The sequence below is a fragment of the Pseudomonas sp. NPDC088414 genome, assembly GCF_044753325.1.
Taxonomy (GTDB): domain Bacteria; phylum Pseudomonadota; class Gammaproteobacteria; order Pseudomonadales; family Pseudomonadaceae; genus Aquipseudomonas.
Window position 1 is genome coordinate 172,766 of sequence record NZ_JBIVMY010000002.1, and the last position, 25,136, is coordinate 197,901.

Annotated in this window: 28 protein-coding genes and 4 tRNA genes; 19 read left to right on the forward strand and 13 right to left on the reverse strand. The window is 59.5% G+C overall.

Going from position 1 to position 25,136, the window contains the following annotated elements:
* Positions 1 to 38: 38 nt before the first annotated feature.
* Positions 39 to 1,382, reverse strand: a complete 1,344-nt coding sequence (gene gudD / locus ACIP8I_RS03605) for a glucarate dehydratase (RefSeq protein WP_400758737.1) — start codon at positions 1,380 to 1,382, stop codon at positions 39 to 41.
* A 34-nt stretch (positions 1,383 to 1,416) separates the two neighbouring features.
* The gene (locus ACIP8I_RS03610) at positions 1,417 to 2,763 is read right to left on the reverse strand and encodes an MFS transporter (protein ID WP_400758739.1); all 1,347 of its coding nucleotides are present in this window, start codon (positions 2,761 to 2,763) and stop codon (positions 1,417 to 1,419) included.
* A 366-nt stretch (positions 2,764 to 3,129) separates the two neighbouring features.
* Between ACIP8I_RS03610 and ACIP8I_RS03615 the strand changes: the two genes are divergently transcribed.
* Together ACIP8I_RS03615 and ACIP8I_RS03620 are read left to right on the forward strand one after the other, a co-directional pair.
* Positions 3,130 to 3,843, forward strand: a complete 714-nt coding sequence (locus ACIP8I_RS03615) for a FadR/GntR family transcriptional regulator (RefSeq protein WP_400758741.1) — start codon at positions 3,130 to 3,132, stop codon at positions 3,841 to 3,843.
* Between the two features lie 92 nt (positions 3,844 to 3,935).
* Positions 3,936 to 4,166: a hypothetical protein gene (locus ACIP8I_RS03620; protein WP_007965409.1), complete on the forward strand. Its 231-nt coding sequence runs from the start codon at positions 3,936 to 3,938 to the stop codon at positions 4,164 to 4,166.
* Positions 4,167 to 4,358: 192 nt separating this feature from the next.
* On the opposite strand, the gene ACIP8I_RS03625 is transcribed toward ACIP8I_RS03620, so the two are convergent.
* Positions 4,359 to 5,252, reverse strand: coding sequence for a DMT family transporter (locus ACIP8I_RS03625; RefSeq protein WP_400758743.1), 894 nt, complete (start codon positions 5,250 to 5,252; stop codon positions 4,359 to 4,361).
* A gap of 101 nt (positions 5,253 to 5,353) precedes the next feature.
* Here ACIP8I_RS03625 and ACIP8I_RS03630 point away from each other — a divergent pair, with 101 nt between their 5' ends.
* The gene (locus tag ACIP8I_RS03630; RefSeq protein WP_400759153.1) at positions 5,354 to 6,217 is read left to right on the forward strand and encodes a LysR family transcriptional regulator; all 864 of its coding nucleotides are present in this window, start codon (positions 5,354 to 5,356) and stop codon (positions 6,215 to 6,217) included.
* Positions 6,218 to 6,335: 118 nt separating this feature from the next.
* On the opposite strand, the gene yegQ is transcribed toward ACIP8I_RS03630, so the two are convergent.
* Positions 6,336 to 7,670, reverse strand: a complete 1,335-nt coding sequence (yegQ, locus tag ACIP8I_RS03635; protein ID WP_400758745.1) for a tRNA 5-hydroxyuridine modification protein YegQ — start codon at positions 7,668 to 7,670, stop codon at positions 6,336 to 6,338.
* A gap of 192 nt (positions 7,671 to 7,862) precedes the next feature.
* On the opposite strand from yegQ, the gene ACIP8I_RS03640 reads away from it, so the two are divergent.
* Positions 7,863 to 8,549 carry a cysteine hydrolase family protein gene (locus ACIP8I_RS03640; protein ID WP_400758747.1) on the forward strand — a complete coding sequence of 229 codons (687 nt, stop codon included), beginning with the start codon at positions 7,863 to 7,865 and terminating at the stop codon, positions 8,547 to 8,549.
* Positions 8,550 to 8,666: 117 nt separating this feature from the next.
* Positions 8,667 to 9,728: an AI-2E family transporter gene (locus ACIP8I_RS03645; protein WP_400758749.1), complete on the forward strand. Its 1,062-nt coding sequence runs from the start codon at positions 8,667 to 8,669 to the stop codon at positions 9,726 to 9,728.
* Here the strand turns inward: ACIP8I_RS03645 and ACIP8I_RS03650 are convergent.
* The 3 genes from ACIP8I_RS03650 to ACIP8I_RS03660 form a co-directional block, all read right to left on the reverse strand.
* Complete coding sequence (locus ACIP8I_RS03650) at positions 9,725 to 9,907, reverse strand: hypothetical protein (protein ID WP_003223603.1); 183 nt, start codon at positions 9,905 to 9,907, stop codon at positions 9,725 to 9,727. The two genes, ACIP8I_RS03645 and ACIP8I_RS03650, sit on opposite strands and share 4 nt — an antisense overlap.
* A 102-nt stretch (positions 9,908 to 10,009) precedes the next feature.
* Positions 10,010 to 10,204, reverse strand: coding sequence for a hypothetical protein (locus ACIP8I_RS03655; protein WP_007965396.1), 195 nt, complete (start codon positions 10,202 to 10,204; stop codon positions 10,010 to 10,012).
* A 229-nt stretch (positions 10,205 to 10,433) separates the two neighbouring features.
* Complete coding sequence (locus ACIP8I_RS03660) at positions 10,434 to 10,784, reverse strand: hypothetical protein (RefSeq protein ID WP_007965394.1); 351 nt, start codon at positions 10,782 to 10,784, stop codon at positions 10,434 to 10,436.
* Between the two features lie 257 nt (positions 10,785 to 11,041).
* Here ACIP8I_RS03660 and ACIP8I_RS03665 point away from each other — a divergent pair, with 257 nt between their 5' ends.
* Positions 11,042 to 11,860, forward strand: a complete 819-nt coding sequence (locus tag ACIP8I_RS03665; protein ID WP_400758751.1) for a shikimate 5-dehydrogenase — start codon at positions 11,042 to 11,044, stop codon at positions 11,858 to 11,860.
* Between the two features lie 212 nt (positions 11,861 to 12,072).
* Entirely contained in the window at positions 12,073 to 12,591 is a 519-nt protein-coding gene (locus ACIP8I_RS03670) for a cupin domain-containing protein (RefSeq protein ID WP_400758753.1), read from the forward strand.
* A gap of 116 nt (positions 12,592 to 12,707) precedes the next feature.
* Here ACIP8I_RS03670 and ACIP8I_RS03675 read toward each other — a convergent pair whose 3' ends face one another.
* Positions 12,708 to 13,352 (reverse strand): YceH family protein, encoded by a 645-nt coding sequence (locus ACIP8I_RS03675; RefSeq protein WP_007965388.1) that lies wholly within the window; start codon positions 13,350 to 13,352, stop codon positions 12,708 to 12,710.
* 125 nt (positions 13,353 to 13,477) lie between these two features.
* Here ACIP8I_RS03675 and ACIP8I_RS03680 point away from each other — a divergent pair, with 125 nt between their 5' ends.
* A complete protein-coding gene (locus ACIP8I_RS03680; RefSeq protein WP_400758755.1) occupies positions 13,478 to 13,987 on the forward strand; it encodes a DUF1993 family protein in 510 nt (169 codons plus the stop codon).
* Between the two features lie 240 nt (positions 13,988 to 14,227).
* Here the strand turns inward: ACIP8I_RS03680 and sstT are convergent, their stop codons facing one another.
* Positions 14,228 to 15,460 (reverse strand): serine/threonine transporter SstT, encoded by a 1,233-nt coding sequence (sstT, locus tag ACIP8I_RS03685; protein ID WP_400758757.1) that lies wholly within the window; start codon positions 15,458 to 15,460, stop codon positions 14,228 to 14,230.
* Between the two features lie 336 nt (positions 15,461 to 15,796).
* Between sstT and ACIP8I_RS03690 the strand changes: the two genes are divergently transcribed.
* On the forward strand, positions 15,797 to 16,960 hold the full coding sequence (locus tag ACIP8I_RS03690) for an MFS transporter (protein ID WP_150369701.1): 1,164 nt from the start codon (positions 15,797 to 15,799) through the stop codon (positions 16,958 to 16,960).
* Here ACIP8I_RS03690 and nhaR read toward each other — a convergent pair.
* Positions 16,955 to 17,854: a transcriptional activator NhaR gene (gene nhaR, locus ACIP8I_RS03695; protein ID WP_400758758.1), complete on the reverse strand. Its 900-nt coding sequence runs from the start codon at positions 17,852 to 17,854 to the stop codon at positions 16,955 to 16,957. The two genes, ACIP8I_RS03690 and nhaR, sit on opposite strands and share 6 nt — an antisense overlap.
* 228 nt (positions 17,855 to 18,082) lie before the next feature.
* On the opposite strand from nhaR, the gene ACIP8I_RS03700 reads away from it, so the two are divergent.
* The gene (locus tag ACIP8I_RS03700) at positions 18,083 to 18,325 is read left to right on the forward strand and encodes a hypothetical protein (protein ID WP_007965379.1); all 243 of its coding nucleotides are present in this window, start codon (positions 18,083 to 18,085) and stop codon (positions 18,323 to 18,325) included.
* Positions 18,326 to 18,354: 29 nt separating this feature from the next.
* Positions 18,355 to 19,104, forward strand: coding sequence for a TerC family protein (locus ACIP8I_RS03705; RefSeq protein ID WP_367084079.1), 750 nt, complete (start codon positions 18,355 to 18,357; stop codon positions 19,102 to 19,104).
* Positions 19,105 to 19,286: 182 nt separating this feature from the next.
* Here the strand turns inward: ACIP8I_RS03705 and ACIP8I_RS03710 are convergent, their stop codons facing one another.
* On the reverse strand, positions 19,287 to 19,454 hold the full coding sequence (locus ACIP8I_RS03710) for a hypothetical protein (protein ID WP_400758761.1): 168 nt from the start codon (positions 19,452 to 19,454) through the stop codon (positions 19,287 to 19,289).
* Positions 19,455 to 19,686: 232 nt separating this feature from the next.
* Between ACIP8I_RS03710 and ACIP8I_RS03715 the strand changes: the two genes are divergently transcribed.
* From ACIP8I_RS03715 to ACIP8I_RS03725, 3 genes are all read left to right on the forward strand, one after another.
* Entirely contained in the window at positions 19,687 to 20,358 is a 672-nt protein-coding gene (locus ACIP8I_RS03715) for a peptidase C39 family protein (protein ID WP_400759156.1), read from the forward strand.
* 88 nt (positions 20,359 to 20,446) lie between these two features.
* Positions 20,447 to 20,653, forward strand: a complete 207-nt coding sequence (locus tag ACIP8I_RS03720) for a DUF6021 family protein (protein ID WP_007965370.1) — start codon at positions 20,447 to 20,449, stop codon at positions 20,651 to 20,653.
* A gap of 12 nt (positions 20,654 to 20,665) precedes the next feature.
* Positions 20,666 to 20,860 (forward strand): hypothetical protein, encoded by a 195-nt coding sequence (locus tag ACIP8I_RS03725; protein WP_007965369.1) that lies wholly within the window; start codon positions 20,666 to 20,668, stop codon positions 20,858 to 20,860.
* A 151-nt stretch (positions 20,861 to 21,011) separates the two neighbouring features.
* Here the strand turns inward: ACIP8I_RS03725 and pbpG are convergent, their stop codons facing one another.
* Both pbpG and folD read right to left on the reverse strand, forming a co-directional pair.
* Positions 21,012 to 21,950, reverse strand: a complete 939-nt coding sequence (pbpG, locus tag ACIP8I_RS03730) for a D-alanyl-D-alanine endopeptidase (protein WP_400758763.1) — start codon at positions 21,948 to 21,950, stop codon at positions 21,012 to 21,014.
* A gap of 229 nt (positions 21,951 to 22,179) precedes the next feature.
* Positions 22,180 to 23,034 carry a bifunctional methylenetetrahydrofolate dehydrogenase/methenyltetrahydrofolate cyclohydrolase FolD gene (gene folD, locus ACIP8I_RS03735; protein ID WP_003223627.1) on the reverse strand — a complete coding sequence of 285 codons (855 nt, stop codon included), beginning with the start codon at positions 23,032 to 23,034 and terminating at the stop codon, positions 22,180 to 22,182.
* A 275-nt stretch (positions 23,035 to 23,309) separates the two neighbouring features.
* On the opposite strand from folD, the gene ACIP8I_RS03740 reads away from it, so the two are divergent.
* The 5 genes from ACIP8I_RS03740 to tig all read left to right on the forward strand — a co-directional run.
* A tRNA-Arg gene (locus ACIP8I_RS03740) sits at positions 23,310 to 23,386 on the forward strand.
* Between the two features lie 32 nt (positions 23,387 to 23,418).
* Positions 23,419 to 23,494 (forward strand) — tRNA-His (locus ACIP8I_RS03745).
* A gap of 57 nt (positions 23,495 to 23,551) precedes the next feature.
* A tRNA-Leu gene (locus ACIP8I_RS03750) sits at positions 23,552 to 23,636 on the forward strand.
* A gap of 76 nt (positions 23,637 to 23,712) precedes the next feature.
* Positions 23,713 to 23,788, forward strand: a tRNA-His gene (locus tag ACIP8I_RS03755).
* A gap of 397 nt (positions 23,789 to 24,185) precedes the next feature.
* A partial coding sequence (gene tig, locus ACIP8I_RS03760) for a trigger factor (protein ID WP_400758766.1) occupies positions 24,186 to 25,136 on the forward strand: 951 nt, incomplete at its 3' end.

Genomic DNA, 25,136 nt, shown 5'->3' on the forward strand with positions numbered 1-25,136 from the left:
AGATCGCAGCCTGCGGCAGCTCCTACAGGGGGAAGGCATCAGCGCACCAGACACGGCCGCTTGTTATCGAACGTCCACCCCGGAATCAAAAACTGCATCGCTACGCTGTCATCCCGCGCGCCGAGACCCATGCCTTTGTACAGTTCGTGGGCCTTGGCCACATGATCCATATCCAGTTCCACACCCAGCCCCGGTTTCTGCGGCACTTGCACGCAACCGTCGACAATTTGCAGCGGTGCCTTGGTCAGGCGCTGGCCGTCCTGCCAGATCCAGTGCGTGTCGATGGCGGTGATGTCGCCCGGTGCCGCCGCCGCGACATGGGTGAACATCGCCAGCGAGATATCGAAGTGGTTGTTGGAGTGTGAGCCCCAGGTCAGGCCCCACTCATGACACAGCTGCGCGACACGCACCGAGCCCTGCATGGTCCAGAAATGTGGGTCGGCCAACGGAATGTCCACCGACTGCAGCTGAATGGCGTGGCCCATCTCGCGCCAGTCGGTGGCGATCATGTTGGTCGCCGTCTTCAGCCCGGTAGCGCGGCGGAACTCGGCCATGACTTCGCGCCCCGAGTAACCGTTTTCCGCACCGCACGGGTCTTCGGCGTAAGCCAGTACCTTATGTTTATCGCGGCACAGGCGGATCGCTTCTTTCAGTGACCACGCGCCGTTCGGATCGAGGGTGATGCGTGCCTCGGGAAAGCGTTCGGCCAGAGCCGTCACGGCTTCGATTTCCGCGTCGCCACTGAGCACGCCGCCCTTGAGTTTGAAGTCCTGGAAACCGTATTTCGCCTGCGCCGCTTCGGCCAGACGCACCACCGCTTCGGCGCTCATGGCTTTCTCGTGACGGACGCGGAACCAGTCGTTATCGGCATCCGGTTCGCTGCGGTAGGCGAGGTCGGTCTCGCGTTGATCGCCGACGTAAAACAGATAACCGAGCATCTTCACTTGGTCGCGTTGCTGGCCTTCGCCGAGCAGCGCCGCGACCGGTACGTCGAGGTGTTGCCCGAGCAGGTCGAGCAGGGCGGCTTCGAGTCCGGTGACCGCGTGGATGGTGATGCGCAGGTCGAACGTCTGCAGGCCACGGCCGCCGGCATCGCGGTCGGCGAAGGTCTGGCGCACCTGATTGAGGGTTTTCTGATAGTTGCCGATCGCGCTGCCGAGCACCAGGCTGCGGGCATCCTCCAGCGTCTGACGGATGCGCTCGCCACCGGGCACTTCACCGACGCCGGTGTGGCCGGCGTTGTCCTTGAGAATGACGATATTGCGGGTGAAAAACGGCCCGTGGGCGCCGCTCAGGTTGAGCAGCATGCCGTCGTGGCCGGCCACGGGAATCACCTGCATGTCAGTGATGATTGGCGCTTTGGCGGTGTCGTGTGCGGTCATGTTTTTATCCTTGTCAGCATCTTTAAAAAGGAAGTCATGCGTGCTTTGGCGCGGCCTCGGCCACGGCGAGGTCAGCAGCGTGTTTCGGGGTGGTGCGTGCAGCGAAGACGATGATCGCGGCGATGATCGAGGTCGCGGCCAGGCCGTAGAGGCCGCCCTGAATCGAGCCGGTGTGTTCTTCGAGCAGGCCGAAGGTGGTCGGCGCGACGAAGCCGCCGAGGTTGCCCACTGAATTGATCAACGCAATTACTGCCGCGGCGATCCGTGCATCCAGATAGGCCTGCGGAATCGGCCAGAACAAAGACGAGGCGGACTTGAAGCCCAGCGCGGCAAAACAGATCGCGACAAAGGCGAAGATCGGCCCGCCGGTGGTGGACATGAACATCCCTGCTGCGGCGATCAACAACGCGGTGGCGACCCAGGCTTGCTGGTGCTTCCACTTGGCCGAGAACGCGGCGAAGGCGTACATGCCGACGATCGACAGCAACCACGGGATCGAGTTGAACAGCCCGACCTGGAAGTCACTCATCTCGCCCATTTTCTTGATGATGCTCGGCAGCCAGAACGTCGCGGCGTAGATGGTCAGTTGAATGAAAAAGTAGATCAGGCAGAACAGGATGATTTGCCGGTCCTTGAGCAGTTTGCCCATCGATGGGCGGATCGGCGTCGCGGCTTCGCGGGCCTTCTGTTCATCGTCGATGGCGTTGACCAGTGCGTCCTGTTCGGCGCGGGTCAGCCATTTCGCGTCGTGGGGTTTGGCGTCGAGCCAGAACCAGACGAACACGCACAGCCCGACGGAAAACATGCCCTCGATGAAGTACATCCATTGCCAGCCGTGCATGCCGAGGCCGTTGATCTGCAAGAGCAGGCCGGACAACGGGCCGGAAATCAGCGAGGCGACTGCCGATCCGCTGAGGAAAATTGCGATCGCCTTGCCGCGTTCGGCGCCGGGCAGCCAGCGAGTGAAGTAGTAGATCACCCCGGGAAAGAACCCGGCCTCCGCCACGCCGAGCAGAAAGCGCAGGATGTAAAAGTGCGTTTCGTTCTGGATGAACGCCATGCCGGCGGCGACCAGGCCCCAGGTAAGCATGATGCGGGTAAGCCAGATGCGCGCGCCGACTTTCTGCAAAAGCATGTTGGACGGCACTTCGAACAGCGCGTAACCGATGAAGAACAGACCGGCGCCGAAGCCGTAGGCGGCAGCCCCGATGCCCAGATCATGTTCCATGTGAGTGCGGACGAAACCGATGTTCACCCGGTCAATGTAATTGACGATGAACATGATCACGAAGAGCGGCAGGACGTGGCGTTTCACTTTCGAGATGGCGCACGCGAGTGTCGAATCGACGCCCTCGTTCATCCCGGAGACGGAGGTTTTCACTTGGTTTTTCTCCCACTGATTATTTTTATGCGGGGTAGGGCTGAGTGTTGCGGCGTTGATAGACATCATACAACTGAGATTTTTTGTCCTACAAGTGGGGTGTAGCGATTAAATTTGTCTGGTGGGCAGATTTCTTATTTCTTTTTGGCGATTTCCCCTGTTTTGTTGACTTTTCTTGCGTGTGTCAGACGATTGTCATGGTTTTTCATGTCAACGTTCAAACAGATCAGCCTCCTTGCCTATTCCGGTTTTTTGAATTTTATTGAATGTTGTCATACAAGTTGGTGGCTATTTCAGCACTAAAATCGATCTCGTCAGCCACCGCGCAGTGCTACGATCGACAAGCCCCGATGACCGGAACCGATCATGCAAGAAGACCTCGACGCCCCTGCGCCCAAACGTGCACACAACCTCGCACACGATCTGGTGGAGAAACTCACCCAGAGCATCCTGCTTGGCCAGTTGTCGCCCGGCGACAAGCTGCCGTCGGAGAACGCCATCGTTCAGGAGCACGGTGTCAGTCGCACGGTGGTGCGCGAGGCGATTTCCAAATTGCAGGCCTCGGGGCTGGTGGAGACGCGGCACGGCATCGGCAGTTTTGTCATCGAGCGCGTTGCCGAGCAGGGCTTGCGCCTGAATGTCGACACCGCGCTCGGAGTACGCAGCATTCTGGAATTGCGCATGGGTCTGGAGACACAGGCCGCGGCGTTGGCGGCGCTACGGCGCAGTGAGCAGCAATTGCTGCAGATGCGTCAGGCGCTGGATGACTATCAGCGTCTGCTGGACAGCAATGACAGTTGTGTCGAGGCTGATCGACGTTTTCATCTGCTGATCGCCGAGGCCACCGGCAACGTCTGCTTCAGCGAAATCATGCAGCACCTGGGCAGCGCGATGATTCCGCGTCAGCGGCTCAATGCCGCCGAGCGTGGCGCGGCGGATCTGAGCAAGCTGGGGCAGTTGGCCCATCTGGAGCACGAAGCGATCCTGAATGCGATCAAACGGCAGGATCCGGACGCAGCGCGCGCGGCCATGTGGCTGCACTTGACCAACAGCCGCGACCGCTTCAGTGCGCAGGGCTGATGGCCGTTGGTCTGCTCGATAGCACGGCCTGCGCAGGCACGCTTCCAAGCTGTATGGCCCGGGTTTTCCGGACCTCCTTGGTGAGGTGTGTCATGGCTAATGATTTGCTGTTTCAGGGTGGTGTGCTGCCGACCGATCCAACCCGTCCGGTGCCCGGCACGGATGAGCCGACACTGGCCGATCACGATGCGCCGCCAGGCATGAGCCCGGGGCGTGATCCGCTGAGTGATGCCGATCGTCCGGAAGACTGGAAGGACCCGGCGGCGGACGATGATGTGCCGCCCGCGGATGAGCCGACGCCGTTGTCGGATGATCGCAGGTAGTGAAAACCCGGCCTTGGTGCCGGGTTTTTTGTGGGTGGTCAGTTGCAGTGTGTGTTGTTCATGTGGGCCTCATCGCGGGCAAGCCCGCTCCCACAGGGGATTTGTGTCAATTCTGGAATTTGTGCACGCCACAAACCCTGTGGGAGCTGGCTTGCCAGCGATGGCGGCCGCAATGTCGCTGAAGATCAGAGATCAGACTTCAAGGGTACGAACCACCACCCGCCGCTCCAGATTCAACGCCAGCACACTGATCAGCACCACCGCTGACCCCACCAGCACCATCAGCGTCGGTCGCTCGCCCAATCCCAGCGAAGCGATGCCCATCGCCGTCGGCGGTATCAAATAAAGTGTCATCGTCGCCCGGCTCAAGTCCACATGTTTGAGCACAAAGCCCCAGGCCAGATACGCCAGCGCGCTGGGAAACACCCCCAACGCCAGCACCGCCCACTGCACGCGCAACGGCGCCTTCAGCACTGCATCGCTCAGCCCCGGCAGATAAATCAGCAACAGCAGCGTCCCCGACCACACCGCATAACAGGCCAGACTGAAGCCGTCATAACGCCGGGCGTGGTGTTTTTGCAGGGCGAAGTAAATGCTCCATGACAGCGCCGCCAGCAGAATCAGCAAGCCGTGCGCGTCGATCTGCCCCAAGCCACGATCGGCGCTGACCACGATCACCACACCGACCAGTCCCAGCAAGACGCAGCCCCAACGCCAGGCACTTACCTGATCCTTGAACACGTAGCGCGCCAGCAGCGTACTGAACAGCGGGCTCGACTGCGCCAGTACGCTGGAGGCGCCGGCGCTGACACTTTGCTGGCCGATGTTCAGCGCCACGTGATGCAGGCTGACGGCAAAAAATCCCAGGGCGAATAACTGCGGTACGTCGCGCCGTTGCGGCAGGCGAATGCCCTTGAACGCCGCGATCACGGCCATGAACAACGACGCCAGCAGAAACCGCAGCAACGCCAGATGCCCGGGGTCGTAGGCTTGCAGGCCGATGTGAATGCCGGTCGGCGAATAGGCCCAGCAGCCGACCACGAAAGCCATGGCCAGAATGATTTTTACAGGAGAGGGAGACGGCATGATCGGCGCACCGCAGAGGTTGATGCGCCGAGTATCCGGGCGAGCAACAATTCGCCACAACTGACTTATACTGCGCTGAATGTTCACTTTGAGTGATGAGTATGGAGCTGGCGCAGATCCGCATGTTCAAGACCGTGGCCGACGAGGGCAGCATTGCCCGCGCCGCTGAAAAGCTGTTTTGTGTGCCGTCGAATATCACGGCGCGGATCAAGGCGCTGGAAGCGGAACTCGGTGTGGCGCTGTTTCTGCGCGAGGGGCGCGGGCTGCGGATCAGCCCGGCGGGGCAGACGTTTCTGGCGTATGCCGAGCGGATTCTGGCGCTGACCGCCGAAGCCAAACGCGCGGTGGATCCCGCCGCCGAACCCTCCGGGCCGCTGCGTATCGGCGCGATCGAGTCCTCGGCCACCGGGCGTTTGCCGCGTCTTTTGGCGAGGTTTCACAAGCGCTTTCCGCGAGTGGCACTGGAGCTGACGACCGGCACCTGGAGCCAGTTGCTCGACGATACTGTCAGCCATCGCCTCGACGGCGCAATCGTCGCAGTGGACGTCGAGCGCTCGCAGCTCAAACGCACACCGATGTACCGCGAGGAGCTGCTGCTGATTGCTTCGACGTCGTTCGGCCCGGTGCGCGACATCCACGATCTGCAGGACAAAACCGTATTCATGTGGCCGCAAGGCTGCCCGTATCGGGCGGCGCTGGAGCATTGGTTGTTGCGTCAGGGCCAGGCGCTGCCGATTGTCAGCCTGGCGAGTTACGGGGCGATTGTCGGTTGCGTAAGTGCCGGCGCCGGGGTCGCGCTGGTGCCCAAAGGGGTGTTCGAGCAATACGCCAAAGGCGCTGGATGCATGGGCTATGAGTTTCCTGAACTGACAGCGATCGACAACCTGTTTTACTGGCACGAAAACGCCGGGGTGCACCCGGCGCGTGAGGCGTTCGTGGCGATGTTGCGCGAAGAATTCCTCTGACTCCGCTACACCCGCATTCCCTGTGTAGGAGCTGCCGCAGGCTGCGATCTTTTGATCTGGCTTTTCAATAACAAGATCAAAAGATCGCAGCCTGCGGCAGCTCCTACATGGGAGGGGGTCAAGGAGTCAGGTCGCGCATCAGCAGGCCAAAGCGCAAATCCACCGCATCCGGAATTGGCAGGTACACCGTGTGTCCGTCCCCCGGTGCAACCTCGATCGCTTCGCTCTTGGCACTCTGCAACTGGTGCAGATCGAAATGGAAGTTGCCCTTGGGCGTCATCAGCTCCAGATGATCGCCCAAGGCAAAACGGTTCTTCACCTTGACCTCGGCCAACCGGTCGCGGCGCACTCCGGTCAGTTCGCCAACGAACTGCTGACGCTCGGACACCGAGCTGCCGTTCTGATAATTCTGGTATTCGTCATGCACATGGCGGCGCAGGAAACCTTCGGTGTAGCCGCGCTGGGCCAGTGATTCGAGATCGGTCATCAGGCTGCGGTCGAACTCGCGTCCGGCCATCGCGTCGTCGATGGCCCGGCGATAGACCTGGGTGGTGCGCGCGCAATAGAAGTGTGATTTGGTCCGGCCCTCGATCTTCAGCGAATGCACGCCCATGCGCGTCAGGCGCTCGACATGCTGCACCGCGCGCAGATCCTTGGCGTTCATGATGTAGGTGCCGTGCTCGTCTTCAAATGCCGGCATCAACTCATCGGGGCGATTGGCTTCCTGCAGCAGGAACACCTGATCGGTCGGCGCGCCGATGCCCAGGGTCGGCTCCGGCTGGAAGGTCTGCACGATCTCGCCGAGCTGGTTTTCCGTGGCTTGCTGCGCCGAATACTTCCAGCGGCAGGCGTTGGTGCAGGTGCCCTGATTGGCATCGCGCTTGTTCATGTAGCCCGACAGCAGGCAGCGCCCGGAGTAGGCCATGCACAGCGCGCCGTGAACGAAGACCTCCAATTCCATGCCCGGTACCTGTTCACGGATTTCGCCGATTTCTTCCAGCGACAGCTCCCGCGAAAGGATGATCCGGCTCAGCCCCTGTTGCTGCCAGAACTCGACGCTCGCCCAGTTCACCGTGTTGGCCTGCACCGAAAGGTGGATCGGCATCTGCGGAAAATGCCGGCGCACCAGCATGATCAGGCCGGGGTCGGACATGATCAGCGCGTCCGGCGCCATCTCGATCACTGGCGCCAGGTCCTTGAGGAAGGTTTTCAGTTTGGCGTTGTGCGGGGCGATGTTGACCACCACGTAGAAGCGCTTGCCCTGAGCCTGCGCTTCGCGAATGCCGAGGGCGAGGTTGGCGTGGTCGAATTCGTTATTGCGTACCCGCAGGCTGTAACGCGGCTGGCCGGCATAGACCGCATCGGCACCGTAGGCGAAGGCGTAGCGCATGTTCTTCAGGGTGCCGGCGGGGGCGAGCAATTCCGGGGCGGCGAGGGGGAGGTATGGCTTCATGGCGGCATCGGTCGCAAAAGCGCGGCAGGGTAGTGCAGCGGCAAGTGCGGTTTATTGATCTGGATCTACGTTTGAGTTTGCGAAGTTTATCTGTGCAGAAAGGGCACAGATCATGTCCCGGTTCCACTGTGTTCGGTTTGACGATGGCTGCCTAACATTCGCTTATCAAATCAACCGAAGGAGGACTTTCCCATGCAGAACTTTACGCGCCGCTTTCTCACCGCTTGTGCATTTTCCGGTGTACTGGCCAGCACCGGGGCCATCGCCGACAGCCACCCGACCATTCGGGCGATGTCAGGCGCTACGCCGGTCGATCACCTGCCAGCCGGCAAATCGGCCCTGATCGTGATCGACTTTCAGAATGAATACTTCAGCGGCAAGATGCCGATCCCGGACGGTGCCGCTGCGCTGGCGAAAACCCGTGAGCTGATCACGTTCGCCGACAGCCACAAAATCCCGGTGTACCACGTGCAGCACATTGCACCGGCCGGTTCTGCGGTGTTTGCCATTGATGGCGAGACGGTGAAGTTTCACAAGGACATGCAGCCGCGCCCACAAGACGTTGTCCTGCAAAAAAACACCGTCAGCGTGTTCGCCAGCACCGACCTTGACCAGCAACTGAAAAAGGCCGGCATCCAGACCCTGATCATATCCGGCCTGATGACCCACGCCTGCGTGGCGGGTGCCGCACGGGACGCCGCGCCTTTGGGCTACAACGTGATTGTCGCCTCCGATGCCTCGGCAACCCGCGCCATCACCCGGGCCAACGGTGTGTCCATCGACAAGGATTCGCTGCACAAGGCCGCGCTGGCGGAAGTCGAAGACACCTTCGGCGACGTGTTGAGCACTGCGCAGATCGTCAAACTGCCGGTGCGCTGATTAGCCGGGCTGCATCGTCCAGGCAATCTATGCTCCATGAACAAAGATGGCACTCGCGCGCGCCCCGGCTGACTAAGGTTCGGGGCGTGCGAGACGCCTGACTGACATGGATCGGACATGAACGAAAAAACCCTGCAATTCAAATCCCTCACCGTGCTGTTGTTGCTGGTGACGGTCGCCTTCATCTGGATTCTGCTGCCGTTCTACGGCGCGGTGTTCTGGGCGGTGATTCTCGGCATTCTGTTTGCGCCGATGCAGCGCAAGTTACAGATCAAATTCGGCTGGCAGCGCAACCTGACAGCGCTTTGCACGTTGGGCATCTGCCTGGTCATCGCGATTCTGCCGGTGATCATCCTCAGCGTGCTGTTGGTCCAGGAAGGCGCGACGCTGTACAACAACATCGAAAGCGGCCAACTGGACATCGGTGCCTATCTGGCACAGTTCAAACACAGTCTGCCCCCGTATTTTCAGCATCTGCTCGATCGCTTTGGCATGGGCGAGCTCAACGGCCTGCGCGAGAAAATCGTCAAGGCGTCGATGCAGGGCAGCCAGGTGCTGGCCAGCCAAGCGTTCAGTTTCGGCCAGGGTACGTTTGAGTTCGTGGTCAGCTTTGGCATCATGCTGTACCTACTGTTTTTCTTCCTGCGCGATGGCGCTGAACTGGTGCGCAAGATTCGCACCGCAGTACCGCTGGAAGAGAATCACAAACGCCGTTTGCAGTTGAAATTCAATCGGGTGGTCCGCGCGACGGTCAAGGGCAACCTGGTGGTGGCGGTCACTCAGGGCGCATTGGGCGGGGCGATTTTCTGGTTTCTCGACATTCCCAGCGCATTGCTCTGGGCGGTGCTGATGGGCTTTCTGTCGCTGTTGCCGGCGGTGGGCGCGGGGATTGTCTGGGCGCCGGTGGCGGTGTACTTCCTGCTCAGCGGGATGATCTGGCAAGGCGTAGTGCTGGGGCTGTTCGGGGTGTTTGTGATCGGTCTGGTGGACAACGTGCTGCGCCCGATCCTGGTCGGCAAGGACACGCGCATGCCGGATTACATGATCCTGATCTCGACCCTTGGCGGCCTCGCAGTGTTCGGTCTCAACGGTTTCGTGATCGGGCCGCTGATCGCGGCGCTGTTCATGTCGAGCTGGGCGCTGTTCATCGAGACCAAACCGAAGGTCCAGTTGCCTTAAGCGTGGAATGGCGTGCTGACGATTTTCTGCGACAGGGCCTGCGCTGCGGGCAGTGAAGTGAGCGGGCCGCTGATCGGCTCGCCATCACGCACCAGATACCAGCAGGCGAGCAATCCCGACGCTCGGAGCGATGCGGGAACGGCGCTGCCGACCACCGACATGATTTGAACCTGAGCCATGACAAGTACCTCCATCAATCTGTGGAGCTACCTTAGGGATTCGCTGCGCTCAGGGACAATCAACGCTTTCGATAGTGGTCATTGATCACAGTGAGGACTGTGTCAGTCGACAACCTGGTCGAGCATGTGCACCACTTCACGCTCATTGAGCAGGCCCTTGTGCACGAGACTCTCCGCCAGTAGCGAAAGAAACTTGGCGCAGCGGTGGCCTTCCAGGTGTTTCAGTTCAGTCAGCGCGCTGTACACCTTGCTTGAAGTGCACAGGCCGACGATGCGGTGCGGATTCTGTGTAGGCATGGGTCGTCCTTGTTTTTATCAACCTGTTGTTTACGGACGGATTCAGATTGCGGTTCCGTCATGACAAATGGATGACCGTTTTGTGTTTTGCCCCCGACGGTCAAGTCCATCATGCCGACTTTAGCTGCCGGGACTGTCCTCACAGCGACCTTGGCGAGATTTTTTCAGACTTTGCCCGACCGACGGTCATAAAAAAGCCCCGCTATAAAGCGGGGCTCGTTGTTCGTGATTACCAGCGCGGGCCACCGTAGTAGCCGTGTGGCCGGCCGTAATAGCCGCGTGGTGGGCCGTAGTAGACCGGGCCAGGCACGTAGACCGGTTGTTGCACATAGACCGGAGCCGGCTGGTAGTAGACCGGTGGCGGCGGTTGTTGCACATAAACCGGTGCCGGCTGAGCGTAAACAGGCTGTTGCACGTAGACCGGCCGGTCCTGATTGATCAATGCCGAGCCGATGATGGCCGAGCCGACGATCGCACCAAACACTGCCGGACCCTGCCAGCCACCGCCGTGGGCTTCTGCCTGACCTGTGATAGCGAATGCACCAATCAACAAGGCCACGATGGGGAGTTTACGAATCATGATAATTCCTCGGTTCTTCGACCCGGCGTCCGGGCCTGCACCAGGCCCAAAGTTGTCGCGGGGATACTTCTATGACAGCGAAATTCTGAAAATCAGCACAGCCGCTGGGTAAATTTTGTGTAAGGTCTGCACCGGCTTCTTTACCGGTCGGTCAAAGGGGCACGCGGCCCGTTGCAGACAGGCGCTTATGATCGTCCAGAACCCGATGGAATGGCTAACTCCGTCCATCCGAAAGTCCGTTTTGAAGGAGAAGTTTCATGCAGATGAATCCCAACAAAGACACCCAACTGTGCATGTCCCTGTCCGGGCGCCCGGGGAATTTCGGTCTGCGCTTTCATAACCATTTGTACGAGCAGTTGGGCCTGAACTTCTATTACAAGGCGTTCAGCAGCCAGGATCTGCCGGGAGCCGTCGGCGGCATTCGTGCGCTGGGGATTCGTGGTTGTGGCGTGTCGATGCCGTTCAAGGAAGCGTGCATCGCGCTGGTCGATGAGCTGGATGCGTCGGCAGCCGCGATCCAGTCGATCAACACCATCGTCAACACCAACGGCCATCTCAAGGCCTACAACACCGATTACATCGCCATCGCGCAATTGCTGGAAACCCACGCGGTGCCAAAGGATACGACGTTCGCCCTGCGCGGCAGTGGCGGCATGGCCAAAGCGGTGGCCAGTGCCTTGCGCGATGGTGGCTACAAGAACGGCTTGATCGTTGCGCGTAACGAGTGCGCCGGGCGCGCATTGGCCGATTCGCTGGGCTATCGCTGGCAGGCGGAGCTCGGCGAAGAGCGACCGCAGATGCTGATCAATGTCACCCCGGTGGACATGGACGGCGGGCCGGAAGCCGGGCAACTGGCGTTCGAACCAGAAGTGATCCGGGCGGCCGACACCGTGTTCGATGTGGTGGCGATTCCGTCGGAAACGCCGCTGATCGTGCGCGGGCGAGCCGAAGGTAAAAAGGTCATTACCGGGCTGGAGGTGATTGCGATCCAGGCGCTGGAGCAATTTGTGCTGTACACCGGAGTGCGGCCAAATGAAGAGCAGTTTGCGGCGGCGGTGAGTTTCGCCCGCAGTTGATGTTCAGGACTGTATGTGTTGAATGAGTTGGCCCCATCGCTGGCAGGCCAGCTCCCACAGGTGTCAGGTTGCAACACTGATAGGTGAGCAACCACAAATTCTGTGGGAGCTGGCTTGCCAGCGATGAATTCAACTCGGTTTATCCGTTTACCTATACTGCAGCCTCAGCAAGCCAAGACTTGCCCCTCATAAAAAACTGATCGAGGCTCCCCATGCATCCGCCCATCCTCAACCTGCACCAGGTCGAACTCGAATCCCTGCCCGAAGCGCTGGCCCCGGAAGGTGAAACCGCTGGCCGCTATCAACAACGCATGGCGCGCATCGGCCAGCAGCTTGGCGCGCAGAAACTCGGTTATCGGCTTTATGTCCTGCCGCCGGGTATGCGCGGCAGTCCGTTTCATAGCCATCGGGTCAATGAAGAGATGTTCTATGTGGTGGTCGGGGAGGGCGAGGTACGGCTGGGGGCCGAGCGCTTTGCGATCCGCGCGGGTGATGTGATTGCCTGCCCGCCGGGTGGGCCGGAAATGGCGCACCAGATCATCAACACCAGCGATGCCGAGTTGCGTTATCTGGCGGTCAGTACCCAGCAGCAACCGGATATCTGCGAATACCCGGACTCCAACAAATACGCGGTGATGGACAACTTCAAGGTCGATGCCCAGGGCAACGCGTCAGGCTTTGTTGCCGTGGCGCGGCAGGCCGACCGGGTGGATTACTGGGAGGGTGAATAACCCGTAGATCTCATGTAGGAGTGAGCCTGCTCGCGATGGCGGTCTGTCAGGCACTGAAATTCTGAATGAACCGGCGCAATCGCGAGCAGGCTCACTCCTACAAGGTATTGTGGTGATTATTCGAGGCGCGCCAGGCGCTCTTCCAGTGCGGCAATCCGCGCTTCCAGCTCTTCGATGCGCTCAACTGACACACCGCTATTCGAGCGCTCGGCTGGATTGTGCCGCGCTGCCAGAATTGCCTCGATGTCTGCCGGATCGCCCAGCGCATGGGTGTAGCGGTCTTCGCGCTGCCCGGCCTGACGCGGAATCAACACTGCCAGACCGCGCGCGATCAGGCGCTCGAGCTGATGCACCACTTGCTCGGCATCTTCGAAGTCATGCATGCGGCCGCTGCGGGTCAGCAGCTCATTCACCGTCTGTGGGCCACGCAGGAACATCAAACCGGTGAGAATCACCTGGGCCGGCACCAGCTCCAACGCCTTGTCGAGCTTGTGCTCCCAGCGATCAGCGCGACTGCCCATGACCAGTTTGGCGTAACCGTGGCTTTCCAGCGCACGCAGGCTCTGGCCGACCTGGCCTTGAGTCAGGTTCATCACCGGCTCGCGGCTGGTTTTCTGATTGCAGGCCAGCACCAGCGCATTGAGGGTCAGCGGATAGGTTTCCGGGCTGGTGGCCTGTTTTTCGATCAACGCACCCAGAATGCGGATTTCCGTGGCGTTGAGCCGTGGTTCGTCGGTGGTGGTTGCAAGTTCGGTGGTCATCGCGCGTTCCCTCAGCAGTCGAAGGCGCCTAGCCTAATCCTTGGCTAACAAAAGGCAAGCCGTGTGGTCATCAAGCATGGCTATAATCGCCTCCACGTTCCACCCAGCCACTACACGAGACTGCCATGACCATTTCCCTGTACGCCGCATCCGTCCCGGTTTTTCAACAAATGCTCAACGCCCTGAGCGATGTCCTGAAAAAGGCTGAAGCCCACGCCACCGAGAAAAACATCGACCCGAACGCTTTCCTGCAAGCGCGCCTGTACCCGGACATGTTCCCGCTGGTGCGTCAGGTGCAGATCGCCGTCGACTTCGCCAAGGGCGTGTCCTCGCGTCTGGCCGAAGTCGAAATCCCGAAATATGACGACACCGAAACCACCTTCGCCGAGCTGCAGGCGCTGATTGCCAAGGTCCTGGCCTACATCGGCGAGATCAAGCCGGAGCAGATCAATGGCAAGGAAGGCATCGAGATCGTTACTCGTCCGGGCACCCCGAAAGAGAAGCGCTTCAGCGGTCAGGCTTACCTGCTGAGCTACGGTCTGCCACAGTTCTTCTTCCACGTGACCACTGCCTATGACCTGCTGCGTCATAACGGTGTTGAAGTGGGTAAACGCGATTACATGGGCGCGTACTAAATCGTTAGAAGCCCTCACCCTAGCCCTCTCCCAAGGGGAGAGGGGACTGATCGCGTTGTTTGTTCGAGACACGCCGACTTGATCTATCGAGTCGAACTCAAGACTTGAATGCGACACAGATCGGCTCCCTTTCCCCCTCGCCCCTTGGGGGGAGAGGGTTGGGGTGAGGGGGGAAAGATCTCAGCCACAAAAAAGCCCGCCAGGGTTCACTCCTTGGCGGGCTTTTCATTGCAGCAATTGTTACGCAGTGCGCTGGGCTTTCGCTTCTTCACCCAGGCAAGCCGCTGCGGTGAACAGCACGTCAGTGGACGAATTCAGCGCAGTCTCCGCCGAATCCTGCAACACCCCAATGATGAAACCGACGGCCACCACCTGCATGGCAATCTCGCTCGGGATGCCGAACAGGCTGCACGCCAGCGGAATCAGCAGCAGCGAGCCGCCGGCCACGCCCGACGCGCCACAGGCGCAGATCGCCGCGACGACGCTGAGCAGGATCGCGGTCGGGATGTCCACGGCAATCCCCAGCGTGTGCACGGCGGCCAGGGTCAGCACGGTGATGGTGATCGCTGCGCCGGCCATGTTGATGGTTGCGCCCAATGGGATCGATACCGAGTAGGTGTCTTCGTGCAGGCCCAGACGTTTACTCAGTTCCAGGTTGACCGGAATGTTCGCCGCCGAGCTGCGGGTGAAGAACGCGGTGATGCCGCTTTCGCGCAGGCACTTGAGGGTCAGCGGGTACGGGTTGCGGCGCAGTTTCCAGAACACGATCAGCGGGTTCATCACCAGCGCGACGAACAGCATGCAGCCCAGCAGCACGCCCAGCAGATGCGCGTACCCGATCAGAGCGCCGAAGCCCGAGGTGGCGAGGGTCGAGGCCACCAGACCGAAAATGCCCAGGGGGGCGAAGCGAATCACCACGCGCACGATCAACGTCACGCCGTTGGACAGATCGCCAACCACCTCGCGGGTGGTGTCACCGGCGTGGCGAATCGCGACGCCCATGCCGATCGCCCAGGCCAGGATGCCGATAAAGTTGGCGTTCATCAGCGCGCTGACCGGGTTGTCGACCACGCTTAACAGCAGGCTCTGCAGGACTTCAGTGATCCCGCCCGGCGCGGTCACCGCGACGTTCTCGGTGGACAGCACCAGATGCGAGGGAAACGCCATGCTGGCGACAACCGCGACCACCGCCGCAGCAAAGGTGCCGAGCAGATACAGAAACAGAATCGGCCGGATGTGGGTTTCCTGGCCGTGCTTGTGGTTGGCAATCGACGCCATCACCAGCACGAACACCAGAATCGGTGCCACGGCTTTCAGCGCCGAGACAAACACTTTGCCGATGAACGCCGAGCCTTTTGCCGCTTCCGGGGCGAACAGTGCCAGGGCGATACCGGCAATCAGGCCGATCAGGATCTGCGTGACCAGGCTGAGGTTTTTCAGGCGTTGCAATAGAGAAGGGGGTGAAGCGGTCATAACGGCATCTCTGATTTTTTATAGGGTGCAAGGTTGCGTGAAACCGGTGATACATCGGGGGCAGGTCACCGGCACGAACCGAAAGGGCTGACGCGCCATCAACGCTGTTAAACAGGCCGCTGAATAGGGTGTACGTTTTTCAGGGCGCGGACTTTATCACAGCGTAGGCGTTATCCTTCAGGCCTGTGACGATCTGCCACCGGATAGATCGGCAAGTCGGCAGGTTTGTGCAAGTCAGCCCGGAAACACTCTGTTAAGATTCGCCATCCTCATCTTCATAGTCTGCCAGCGGGCCTTTCGGTCATCGCTGGTGTCGTCGTTTTGCTGGAGTTGCTCATGCTGTTGCCCATTCTTCTGTTGTCCGCCGCCGGTTTCACGGTGCTGACCACAGAATTCGTCATTGTCGGCCTGTTGCCGGCCATTGCCCGTGACCTGGCGGTAACCATTCCGCAGGCGGGTTTGCTGGTGACTCTATTCGCTTTCACGGTGGCGATGTTCGGTCCATTTTTGACCGCGTATTTCGCCCGGTTCGAGCGGCGCAAGCTGTTCATCACCATTCTGATCATGTTCGGCCTGGCCAACACCGTTGCGGCGCTGGCGCCGAACATCTGGGTCATGGCCATCGCCCGTCTGATTCCGGCGCTCGGCCTGCCGGTGTTCTGGGCCTTGGCCAGTGAGACGGCGGTGGACATCGTCGGCCCGGATCACGCTGGCCGCGCGATTGCCAAGATCGGCTTCGGCATTGTTTGCGCGACGGTGTTCGGCATTCCGGTGGGCACGTTGATTTCCGATGCGTTCGGCTGGCGCAGCGCGTTCGCGATTCTGGCGGTCATCGCTTTCGCCAAGGCCTTGCTGCTGTTTGTTTATCTGCCGAAAACCAGTCTGCACCAGCATCAGGTCAGCTTCGCCTCGCAGTTCAAGATCCTGCGCAACCCGCTGATGATCGGCCATGTGCTGTTGTCGATTCTGGTATTCAGCGGCATGTTCACCGCTTATACCTATCTGGCCGACATTCTTGAGCGCCTGGCCGGGTTCAATGGCACGGTGGTTGGCTGGTGCCTGATGGGCTTCGGTGCGGTCGGGCTGATCGGCAACTCGCTGGGCGGCCGTGCGGTGGATCGTCATCCGTTGGGCGCCTCGGTGCTGTTCTGCGCGTTCATGATTGCCGGCATGGTCTCGCTGGTGCCGAACATTCACTCGACGGTGGGGCTGGCGGTGGCTATGGGCATCTGGGGTATCACCCAGGCTGCACTGTTTCTGGTCAGCCATGTACGGCTGATGAAAGCCGCACCAGAAGCGCCAGCCTTTGCCGCCTCGCTGAATATCGCCGGGGCCAACCTCGGGATCGGCCTCGGTGCGATGATCGGCGGACGGGTGATCGACAGTGCCGGCCTCGGCTTTCTGGGGTTCGCCGCAGCCGGTTTCATTCTGTTGTCGGTGTTCCTTGCCATGGTGTTGATGACGCTCAAGCCGCGCGAAGCGTGCGTCCAGGCGTCATAACGCGGTAAACAGCTCGCGTCGGGCACCTTCGGTAATCGCAACGATGCCGGGGTGCTTGACCTTGCGCTCCACCGAAATGGCATAGAACGACTCGGTCACCGCGTCGGTCTGGCCAATCTCCTCGACGCCGTACTGGCGTTTGACTTCATCGGCAATCACGCTTGGGCCGATGAAAATCCCGCTGCCCGATTGGCCGAAGGCCTGCATCAGGGCGCTGTCATCGAACTCCCCGACGATCCGCGGCTGGATCTGCTGCTCGGCGAACCAGCGTTGCAAACGGCTGCGCACCACGGTTTCCGCCCCGGGAATCAACAGCGGAGCGCCGTTGAGGCTGCGCGGGAAATCCTGCCCGTATTGCACCGCCAACTGCGCGGTGGCGAAGAAACTGATCCCGCATTCGCCGAGCTTCTGGCTGTAGCCCTTGATGTCGAGGTGCGACGGCATCGGGCTGTCGGAAATCACCAGGTCCAGGCGCTGGATCGCCAGATCCGCCAGCAGGCGTTCGAGTTTGTCTTCGCGGCAGGTGATGCGCAGTGGCTCGTGCAGCTCCATGGTCGGCGCGATCAGGCGGTAGACGATGGATTTGGGCACCACATCTGCCACGCCGACGCGGAACAGGATCTGCTGCTCGTTGGGCTGGGCACGCAGCATCAGCTCCAGTTCACCGCCCAACTGAAACATCTGTTCGGCGAAGGGCAGGGCCTGGCGCCCGGCTTCGGTCAGCTCCAGCTGGCGGCCGACCCGGTGAAACAGTTCGATGCCGTAGGTTTGTTCGAGCAGGGAAATCTGCCCGCTGATGGTTTGTGGCGTGAGGTTAAGTTGCTCGCAGGCACGCACGATGCTGCCGGTCTTGGCCACCACCCAGAAGTAATGCAGTTGTCGGTAATTCAGCATCCGTCGCGTCCCCCTTTGTAGGAGCTGCCGCAGGCTGCGATCTTTTGATCTTGCTTGAAAAAATCAAAGATCGCAGCCTGCGGCAGCTCCTGCATTGATTGTTATAGTTCGTTAAGGCCGAAGTATAACCGCTAAAAATACGAATTTTCCTGAAGTGTTTGTCTCCCTAGAATGCCCAGCCATCGACGTGTGGTCTGCGACCCGGTCTGTTCATTCGAAGGAAGTCCCATGAAATACACAATTCCAGCACTGATGTTTACGTCTTTACTGCTTATGGCCGGTTGCGATCAGGCCGAGAAGAGCGCCCAGCAGTTGATGGGCAAGGCCGCCGAGAGCGCCAAACAGGCAATCGACGATACGCATAAAGCCGCTGAACAAGCGCTCAGCGACGCTACCGGCGGCCTGATCGAGAAAAAAGAAACACCGGAAAAAGACGCGGAAAAATCCGAATCTTCCTCCAAGACCATCTAAACCGTCTTACACAGAGTCAGGACTGACCCATGGAATATCTGTTAGAACTCGCCGCCAGCCCCGCCGCCTGGGTTGCCTTGGCCACACTGGTGGTGATGGAGATCGTGCTCGGCATCGATAACCTGATCTTTATTTCGATCCTGACCAACAAGCTGCCCGTGCAGCATCGGCAGAAGGCGCGGCGCATCGGTATCGGCATGGCGCTGATTCTGCGTCTGGCCCTGTTGAGCACCATTGCCTTCATCGTGCAGTTGACTGCCCCGGTGTTCGAAATCATGGGCCAGGCGTTCTCCTGGAAGGACATGATCCTGATTGCCGGTGGTCTGTTCCTGGTGTGGAAAGCCACGACCGAGATCCATCACAGCATGGACCCGGCGCCGGAAGACCCGAAAAGCGCGACATCGACCGTGACCCTGGGCTTTGCTGCCGCGATCGGTCAGATCCTGATGCTGGACATGGTGTTTTCCATCGACAGCATCATTACCGCGGTGGGCATGACTGAGCACTTGCCGATCATGGTGATCGCGGTGGTGGTCTCGGTGATGGTGATGCTGTTTGCGGCTGAGCCTTTGGCCAAGTTCATCAACGACAACCCGACGGTGGTGATGCTGGCCCTGGGCTTCCTGATCATGATCGGCATGACGCTGATCGCCGAAGGCTTCGGCGCCCATGTACCGAAAGGGTATGTGTATGCGGCCATGGCCTTCTCGGCAGCGATTGAAGTGCTGAACATGCTGTCGCGCCGGGCGAAGCAGAAGAAGCTGGCGCAGCAGGCTTAATCTGCAGCAAACCAAAAGGCCGGCTGGACTCGTCGAGTTCAGCCGGCCTTTTTGCTTATGCCTGATGCCTTGCGCCTCATGCCTTATGTAGGAGCTGCCGAAGGCTGCGATCTTTTGACTTTGAAGATCAAAAGATCGCAGCCTTCGGCAGCTCCTACCGGGGTTTTATATCAACTGACCTGTCAATGCGCAGTCGCGTGGCTGGTGCTTTGTCTTTCAGGTTTTTGTGCCGCTGCCGAATCGACCGGATGGTGATGGCGCCGCGCAATACGCAGCACGCCCCACAGCATGGCGCTGGCAACTGCCAGCCAGCCGGCGATCAGCATTACGATAGTCATGGTCAGGCTCATCAGTGCCTCCTCTTTGCCCTGCGTCGGGCACTCACTTTTTCAATTCGCTCTGTTTCAGTGACAGTCTAGACAATGGGGTGTTTCAGACTATTGACCAAAGGTCGGTGATGACCAATCAGTTCGCTCTATGCACTCGATCGGTCTGCGGTTTAAGGCTATACCGCAGGCGTGCGCCGCCCTATGATCGCAGGCGTTGCCGGAACACGATGACCGGCGTCTGATGAGAGTGACGATGGTGCAGGTATTTTCTCGAATGCGAGGGGCGCTGCTGATTGCCGGTTGCGCGGCCGTGTTGGCAGGGTGTGCGGGCAGCGTGGCGCCGCAGGTCAAGCGCCTGCCGGAGCGGGTGGAACTCAGCGGCACGTTCTATCGCGGCGAAGCCAATCAGAGTGGTCCGCAAGTGCTGGCCAGCCTGTTATCGCAGCAGGGCATCATGATCACCCCGGGCTTGCTGGAGAAACCGTTGCATCTGCCGGGGGCACAGGATCAGTTGCAACAGAATCTGCAGAACCTGGCCCGCGATTACGGCATGGTGGTCTATCCGCTGGACAAGAACCTGCCAGCCTTGTTGACCCAGGTGGCGGCCGGTTATCCGGTGATGGTGCGCTTCAGTGAAGGCTCGGCGTTCTGGGCTGAACCGCGTTACGCGATCCTTTCCGGTTACGACCGGCTGAAACAGAAGGTGCTGTTGCGCGCCGGGATGAATCGTCGCGAATTGATGAGCTTCAGTTCCTTTGAATCGGCGTTCGAAAAGTCGGGTGGCTGGGCGGTACTGATCCAGAAGCCGTCGCAGATTCCCGCCGAGGTTGATCGCCAGCGCTGGCTCACGGCAGCGGATGAGCTGGCGCAGGCCGGGCAGGAACGTGAAGCGGCGCAAGCCAAAAAGGCGTTGGCCGCACATTAAGGCTCCGTTCGTCATCTGCCGGGCACCCTCACGCCCGGCAGGTCTCTCACTATAGAGCCCGAATGTGCGGGTGATTCAGGAGGCGAGCATGGCAGATTCCCCATCCCCGAAAGGCCCACACTCAAGCGAGCATTCGTCCGGTCATGATCTGGGTTTCGATCCGGATTCGCCGGACCTCGACGATCCACAGGTTGACCCCGTCGGCCCGGCCAAGGCGCCGAAAGACGTGGAGCCCGGCGAAGACAGTAAACGTCCGGCCAAGCCTTACGATCCTTTGGCTGACCTGAAACCCTGAAGTGAGGTGCGTATGAGTACCGATTCCAGCTTCGACGATAAAAAACCGGACAGCGTGCCTACCACGCCTGAGGACGATGTGGATCCTGTGCTGGATCCGGACAGTCCGCTGCGGGATCCGTTGGCGCGACCCAATGTGCTGACGCCAGATCCGGGCGCAGGCGACGGCATCCCGGATGACGACAAAATGCCGCTACCCAATGATTGAATAAAGGCTATTTAACGACTGGCTGAATACCCCTGTGGCGAGGGAGCTTGCTCCCGCTGGACTGCGCAGCAGGCCTTCTCTTGTTAAAAAAGAAGGTCCGCTACGCGCCCCGGCGGGAGCAAGCTCCCTCGCCACAGTTGGGTTTTTCTGGTTACTTGGAGGCTTCGACCACGCCGCTCTGGCGACTCTTGAGGTTTTTCTCGGCCTTGTACTGCTGGGCAACTGCCGGGACGCCGGCGCTACGGCCGGTTTCCACCCAGCTGCGAATACGGCTTGCATCGGCAAAATGCGTGTACTTGCCGAACGCATCGAGAATCACCAAGGCCACCGGACGGTTGCCCATTCGTGTGACCAATACCAGACAGTGCCCAGCCGGATTGGTAAAGCCGGTTTTGGTGATCTTGATGTCCCAGTCAGCCTTGTTCACCAGGTGATCGGTGTTGCGGAAACCCAGGGTGTAATTGGGTTTGCGGAACGCTACGGTTTTTTCCTTGGTGGTGGTCAGCTCGCTGAGAATCGGATGCTTGCTCGCGGCGACCAGCAATTTGCTCAAGTCGCGGGCGGTGGACACGTTGCGTTCAGACAGCCCGGTCGGCTCGACATAGTGCGTGTTGGTCATGCCCAGCGCTTTGGCCTTGGCGTTCATTGCGGCGATGAACGCGGCGTAACCGCCTGGATAGTGATGCGCCAGGCTGGCGGCCGCACGGTTTTCCGAGGACATCAGGGCAATCAGCAGCATCTCGCGACGCGGCAGTTCGCTCTTGAGTTTGACTCGGGAGAACACGCCTTTCATTTCCGGCGTGTGGCTGATGTCGACGTCGATCCATTCGTCCATGTTCTGGTGCGCTTCAACCACCACCAGTCCGGTCATCAACTTGCTCACCGAAGCGATCGGTACGATCACATCCGGGTTGCTCGAATAGATGACTTTATTGGTCTGCAAATCCATGAGCAGGGCGCTGCCGGAGGCGATCTTCAACTGCGAAGCATCGCGTGGCGCGGCGGTAGTTTCAGCGGCGTTGACGGTTGGCGTGACGAACGTGCCTGAAAAAGCAAAAACCAGGCTCAGGATCGAAAGACGAATTTTCACGCGGGCGAACTCATAAAGGTTGGATATTCCGTTAGTTTGTAACGGGTTATTTCTTCAAAGCGTCGCATTCTAGGAGTATGGCTGAAGATCTGTCGATGGTTGTTTGAATGACCTGAAAATCTCGTGAAAAGGCCTGTAAAAAGAGGGGTTTCCGGCGAACGGTTAGTGTTTTTTCTCAGATACGAAAAACCCCGCACAAGGCGGGGTTCTTTTATTGCGGAAAAACGTCTCAGGCGTGCAGGGTTTCTGCCGCGTAGAGGGTATTTTCCAGCAGGCAGGCACGGGTCATCGGGCCAACGCCGCCGGGAACCGGAGTGATCCAGCCGGCGCGGGGCAGGGCGGTTTCGTACACTACGTCACCGACCAGCTTGCCGTCGTCCTGACGGTTGATGCCGACGTCGATCACGATCGCGCCTTCCTTGATCCACTCGCCCTTGACCAGGCCCGGCTTGCCGGCGGCGACCACCACCAGATCAGCACGGCCGACGTGGCCGGCCAGGTCCTTGGTGAAGCGGTGGGTGACGGTCACGGTGCAACCGGCCAGCAGCAGCTCCATCGCCATCGGACGACCGACGATGTTTGACGCACCCACCACCACCGCATCCAGACCATAAAGGTCCACGCCGGTGCTTTCCAGCAAGGTCATGATGCCTTTTGGGGTGCATGGGCGCAGCAGCGGGATGCGTTGGGCCAGACGGCCGACGTTATAAGGATGGAAGCCGTCGACGTCTTTGTCCGGGCGAATGCGCTCCAGCAGTTTGGAGGCATCCAGGTGCTCGGGCAGCGGCAGTTGCAGCAGCACGCCGTCGATGGCCGGGTCGTCGTTGAGGCGATCGATCAGATCGGTCAGCGCTTCTTGAGTGGTTTCGGAAGGCAGGTCGTAGGCTTGAGAGAGGAAGCCGACCTCTTCACAGTCTTTACGCTTGTGCGAGACATAAACCTGAGAGGCAGGATCGCTGCCGACCAGGATCACCGCGAGGCCGGGAGTGCGCAGGCCTTGCTGGCGACGCTCGGCAACTCGTTGGGCGATCTGCTGGCGCAGGCTGGCGGCGATCGATTTGCCGTCGATTAGTTGTGCAGTCATTGCGCGTGATTAACCATCGAGAGGGGAAAAAAAGAGAACGCATTCTCGCATGTCAGGCGGTGAGGGCAAAGGCGCTTGGTCAGCAAATTCCCCTAACTCCTTTAATTAAATGAATTTTTTTCAAAAAAGATTTGACGACCTTAAGGTCGCTCTATACTATTCGTCGCACTTGTCGGGCACAGCCTAGCACTGGTTAAGAAGGTTGAGCGGGATTACGGTTCTGCGAGGCTGGAAAGCATTTAGTTTGTAGTCCTCCAAGGGTACAGATTAACAAGGCGCCCGTAGCTCAGCTGGATAGAGCATCCGCCTTCTAAGCGGATGGTCGCAGGTTCGAGTCCTGCCGGGTGCGCCATTAGGCAGCTTTGGCACAAGTAACGCGATATGGTGGGCGTAGCTCAGTTGGTAGAGCACGGGATTGTGACTCCCGTTGTCGTGGGTTCGATCCCCATCGTCCACCCCATATTTCGAAAGGCGCCAGATGTAACAGTCTGGCGCCTTTGCTTTAAAAGCTTCATCTGCGGATGTGGTGGAATTGGTAGACACACTGGATTTAGGTTCCAGCGCCGCGAGGCGTAAGAGTTCGAGTCTCTTCATCCGCACCAATTAAAGCTTCATTCATGCCGCAGGCCTGATGAAGTTCAGCAAAAAAGTTGAATGGCTTTTTTGTGACGCAATATGGTGGGCGTAGCTCAGTTGGTAGAGCACGGGATTGTGACTCCCGTTGTCGTGGGTTCGATCCCCATCGTCCACCCCATATTTCGAAAGGCGCCAGATTTAACAGTCTGGCGCCTTTTTTGTTTTACGGCTTGTGGTTTGTTGTGTCGGGTTTCAGGTCCAAGGGCAGGGCATTCGTCGTGTTCACGGGCTTGCAGCCGTTGCGCCGACCACCGGCAATGTTCACGGGATCAGCCGTCAGGGAGATGGCTCGCGGTCTCTTCTATATATAGAAGCGGTTGAAACAGAGCCCTGGCGTGATGGTCTTTATTCGTCTTCGGGGTGGAGTGCATTGCTGCATTCACACCTATAAATGGCCTGCTGTTTTTTTACCCGTTTCCAGTAGGGTGACTTCTTGAGTTTGACCCACTAGAATGCATGCCCTTGATTCTGGGGTCGGAAACGGCCGGCTAACGTCTGTGCAACGAGGAATATCCATGCAAGTTTCTGTTGAAAATACTACTGCTCTTGAGCGCCGCATGAGCGTCACCGTGCCGGCTGAGCGCATTGAGAGCCAGGTCAACAAGCGTCTGCAGCAGACTGCCCAAAAGGCCAAGATTGCTGGCTTCCGTCCAGGCAAAGTGCCAATGAGCGAAATCAAGCGCCGTTTCGGTGCTGACGCTCGTCAGGAAGCTGTTGGTGATGTCATCCAGTCCTCCTTCTACGAAGCTGTGGTTGAGCAGAAGCTGAACCCTGCCGGTTCGCCTTCGATCGAGCCAAAGTCGCTGGAAGCTGGCAAGGACCTGGAATACGTTGCCGTATTCGAAGTGTTCCCTGAGTTCACCGTTGCCGGTTTCGACGGCATCACTGTCGAGCGCCTGAGCGCTGACGTGGCTGACGCTGATCTGGACAAGATGCTTGACATCCTGCGCAAGCAGAACACCCGTTTTGAAGTGACCGACCGTGCCGCTCAGAACGAAGACCAGCTGAACATCGATTTCGTTGGCAAGGTTGACGGCGAAGTGTTCGCTGGCGGTTCGGCCAAAGGCACTCAACTGGTGCTGGGTTCCGGTCGCATGATCCCGGGCTTCGAAGAAGGCCTGGTTGGCGCCAAAGCGGGCGAAGAGCGCGTTCTGAACCTGACCTTCCCAGAGGACTATCAGAACCTGGACCTGGCCGGCAAAACCGCTGAGTTCACCGTGACTGTAAACACCGTGTCCGAGCCTAAGCTGCCAGAGCTGAACGAAGAGTTCTTCGCTCAATTCGGCATCAAGGAAAGCGGTATCGACGGTTTCCGCACCGAAGTTCGCAAGAACATGGAGCGTGAACTGCGTCAGGCCATCAAATCCAAGGTAAAAAATCAGGTAATGGACGGTCTGCTGGCCCCCAACCCGAACCAAGTGCCTAAGGCTCTGCTGTCCAACCAAGTTGACCGTCTGCGCGTGCAG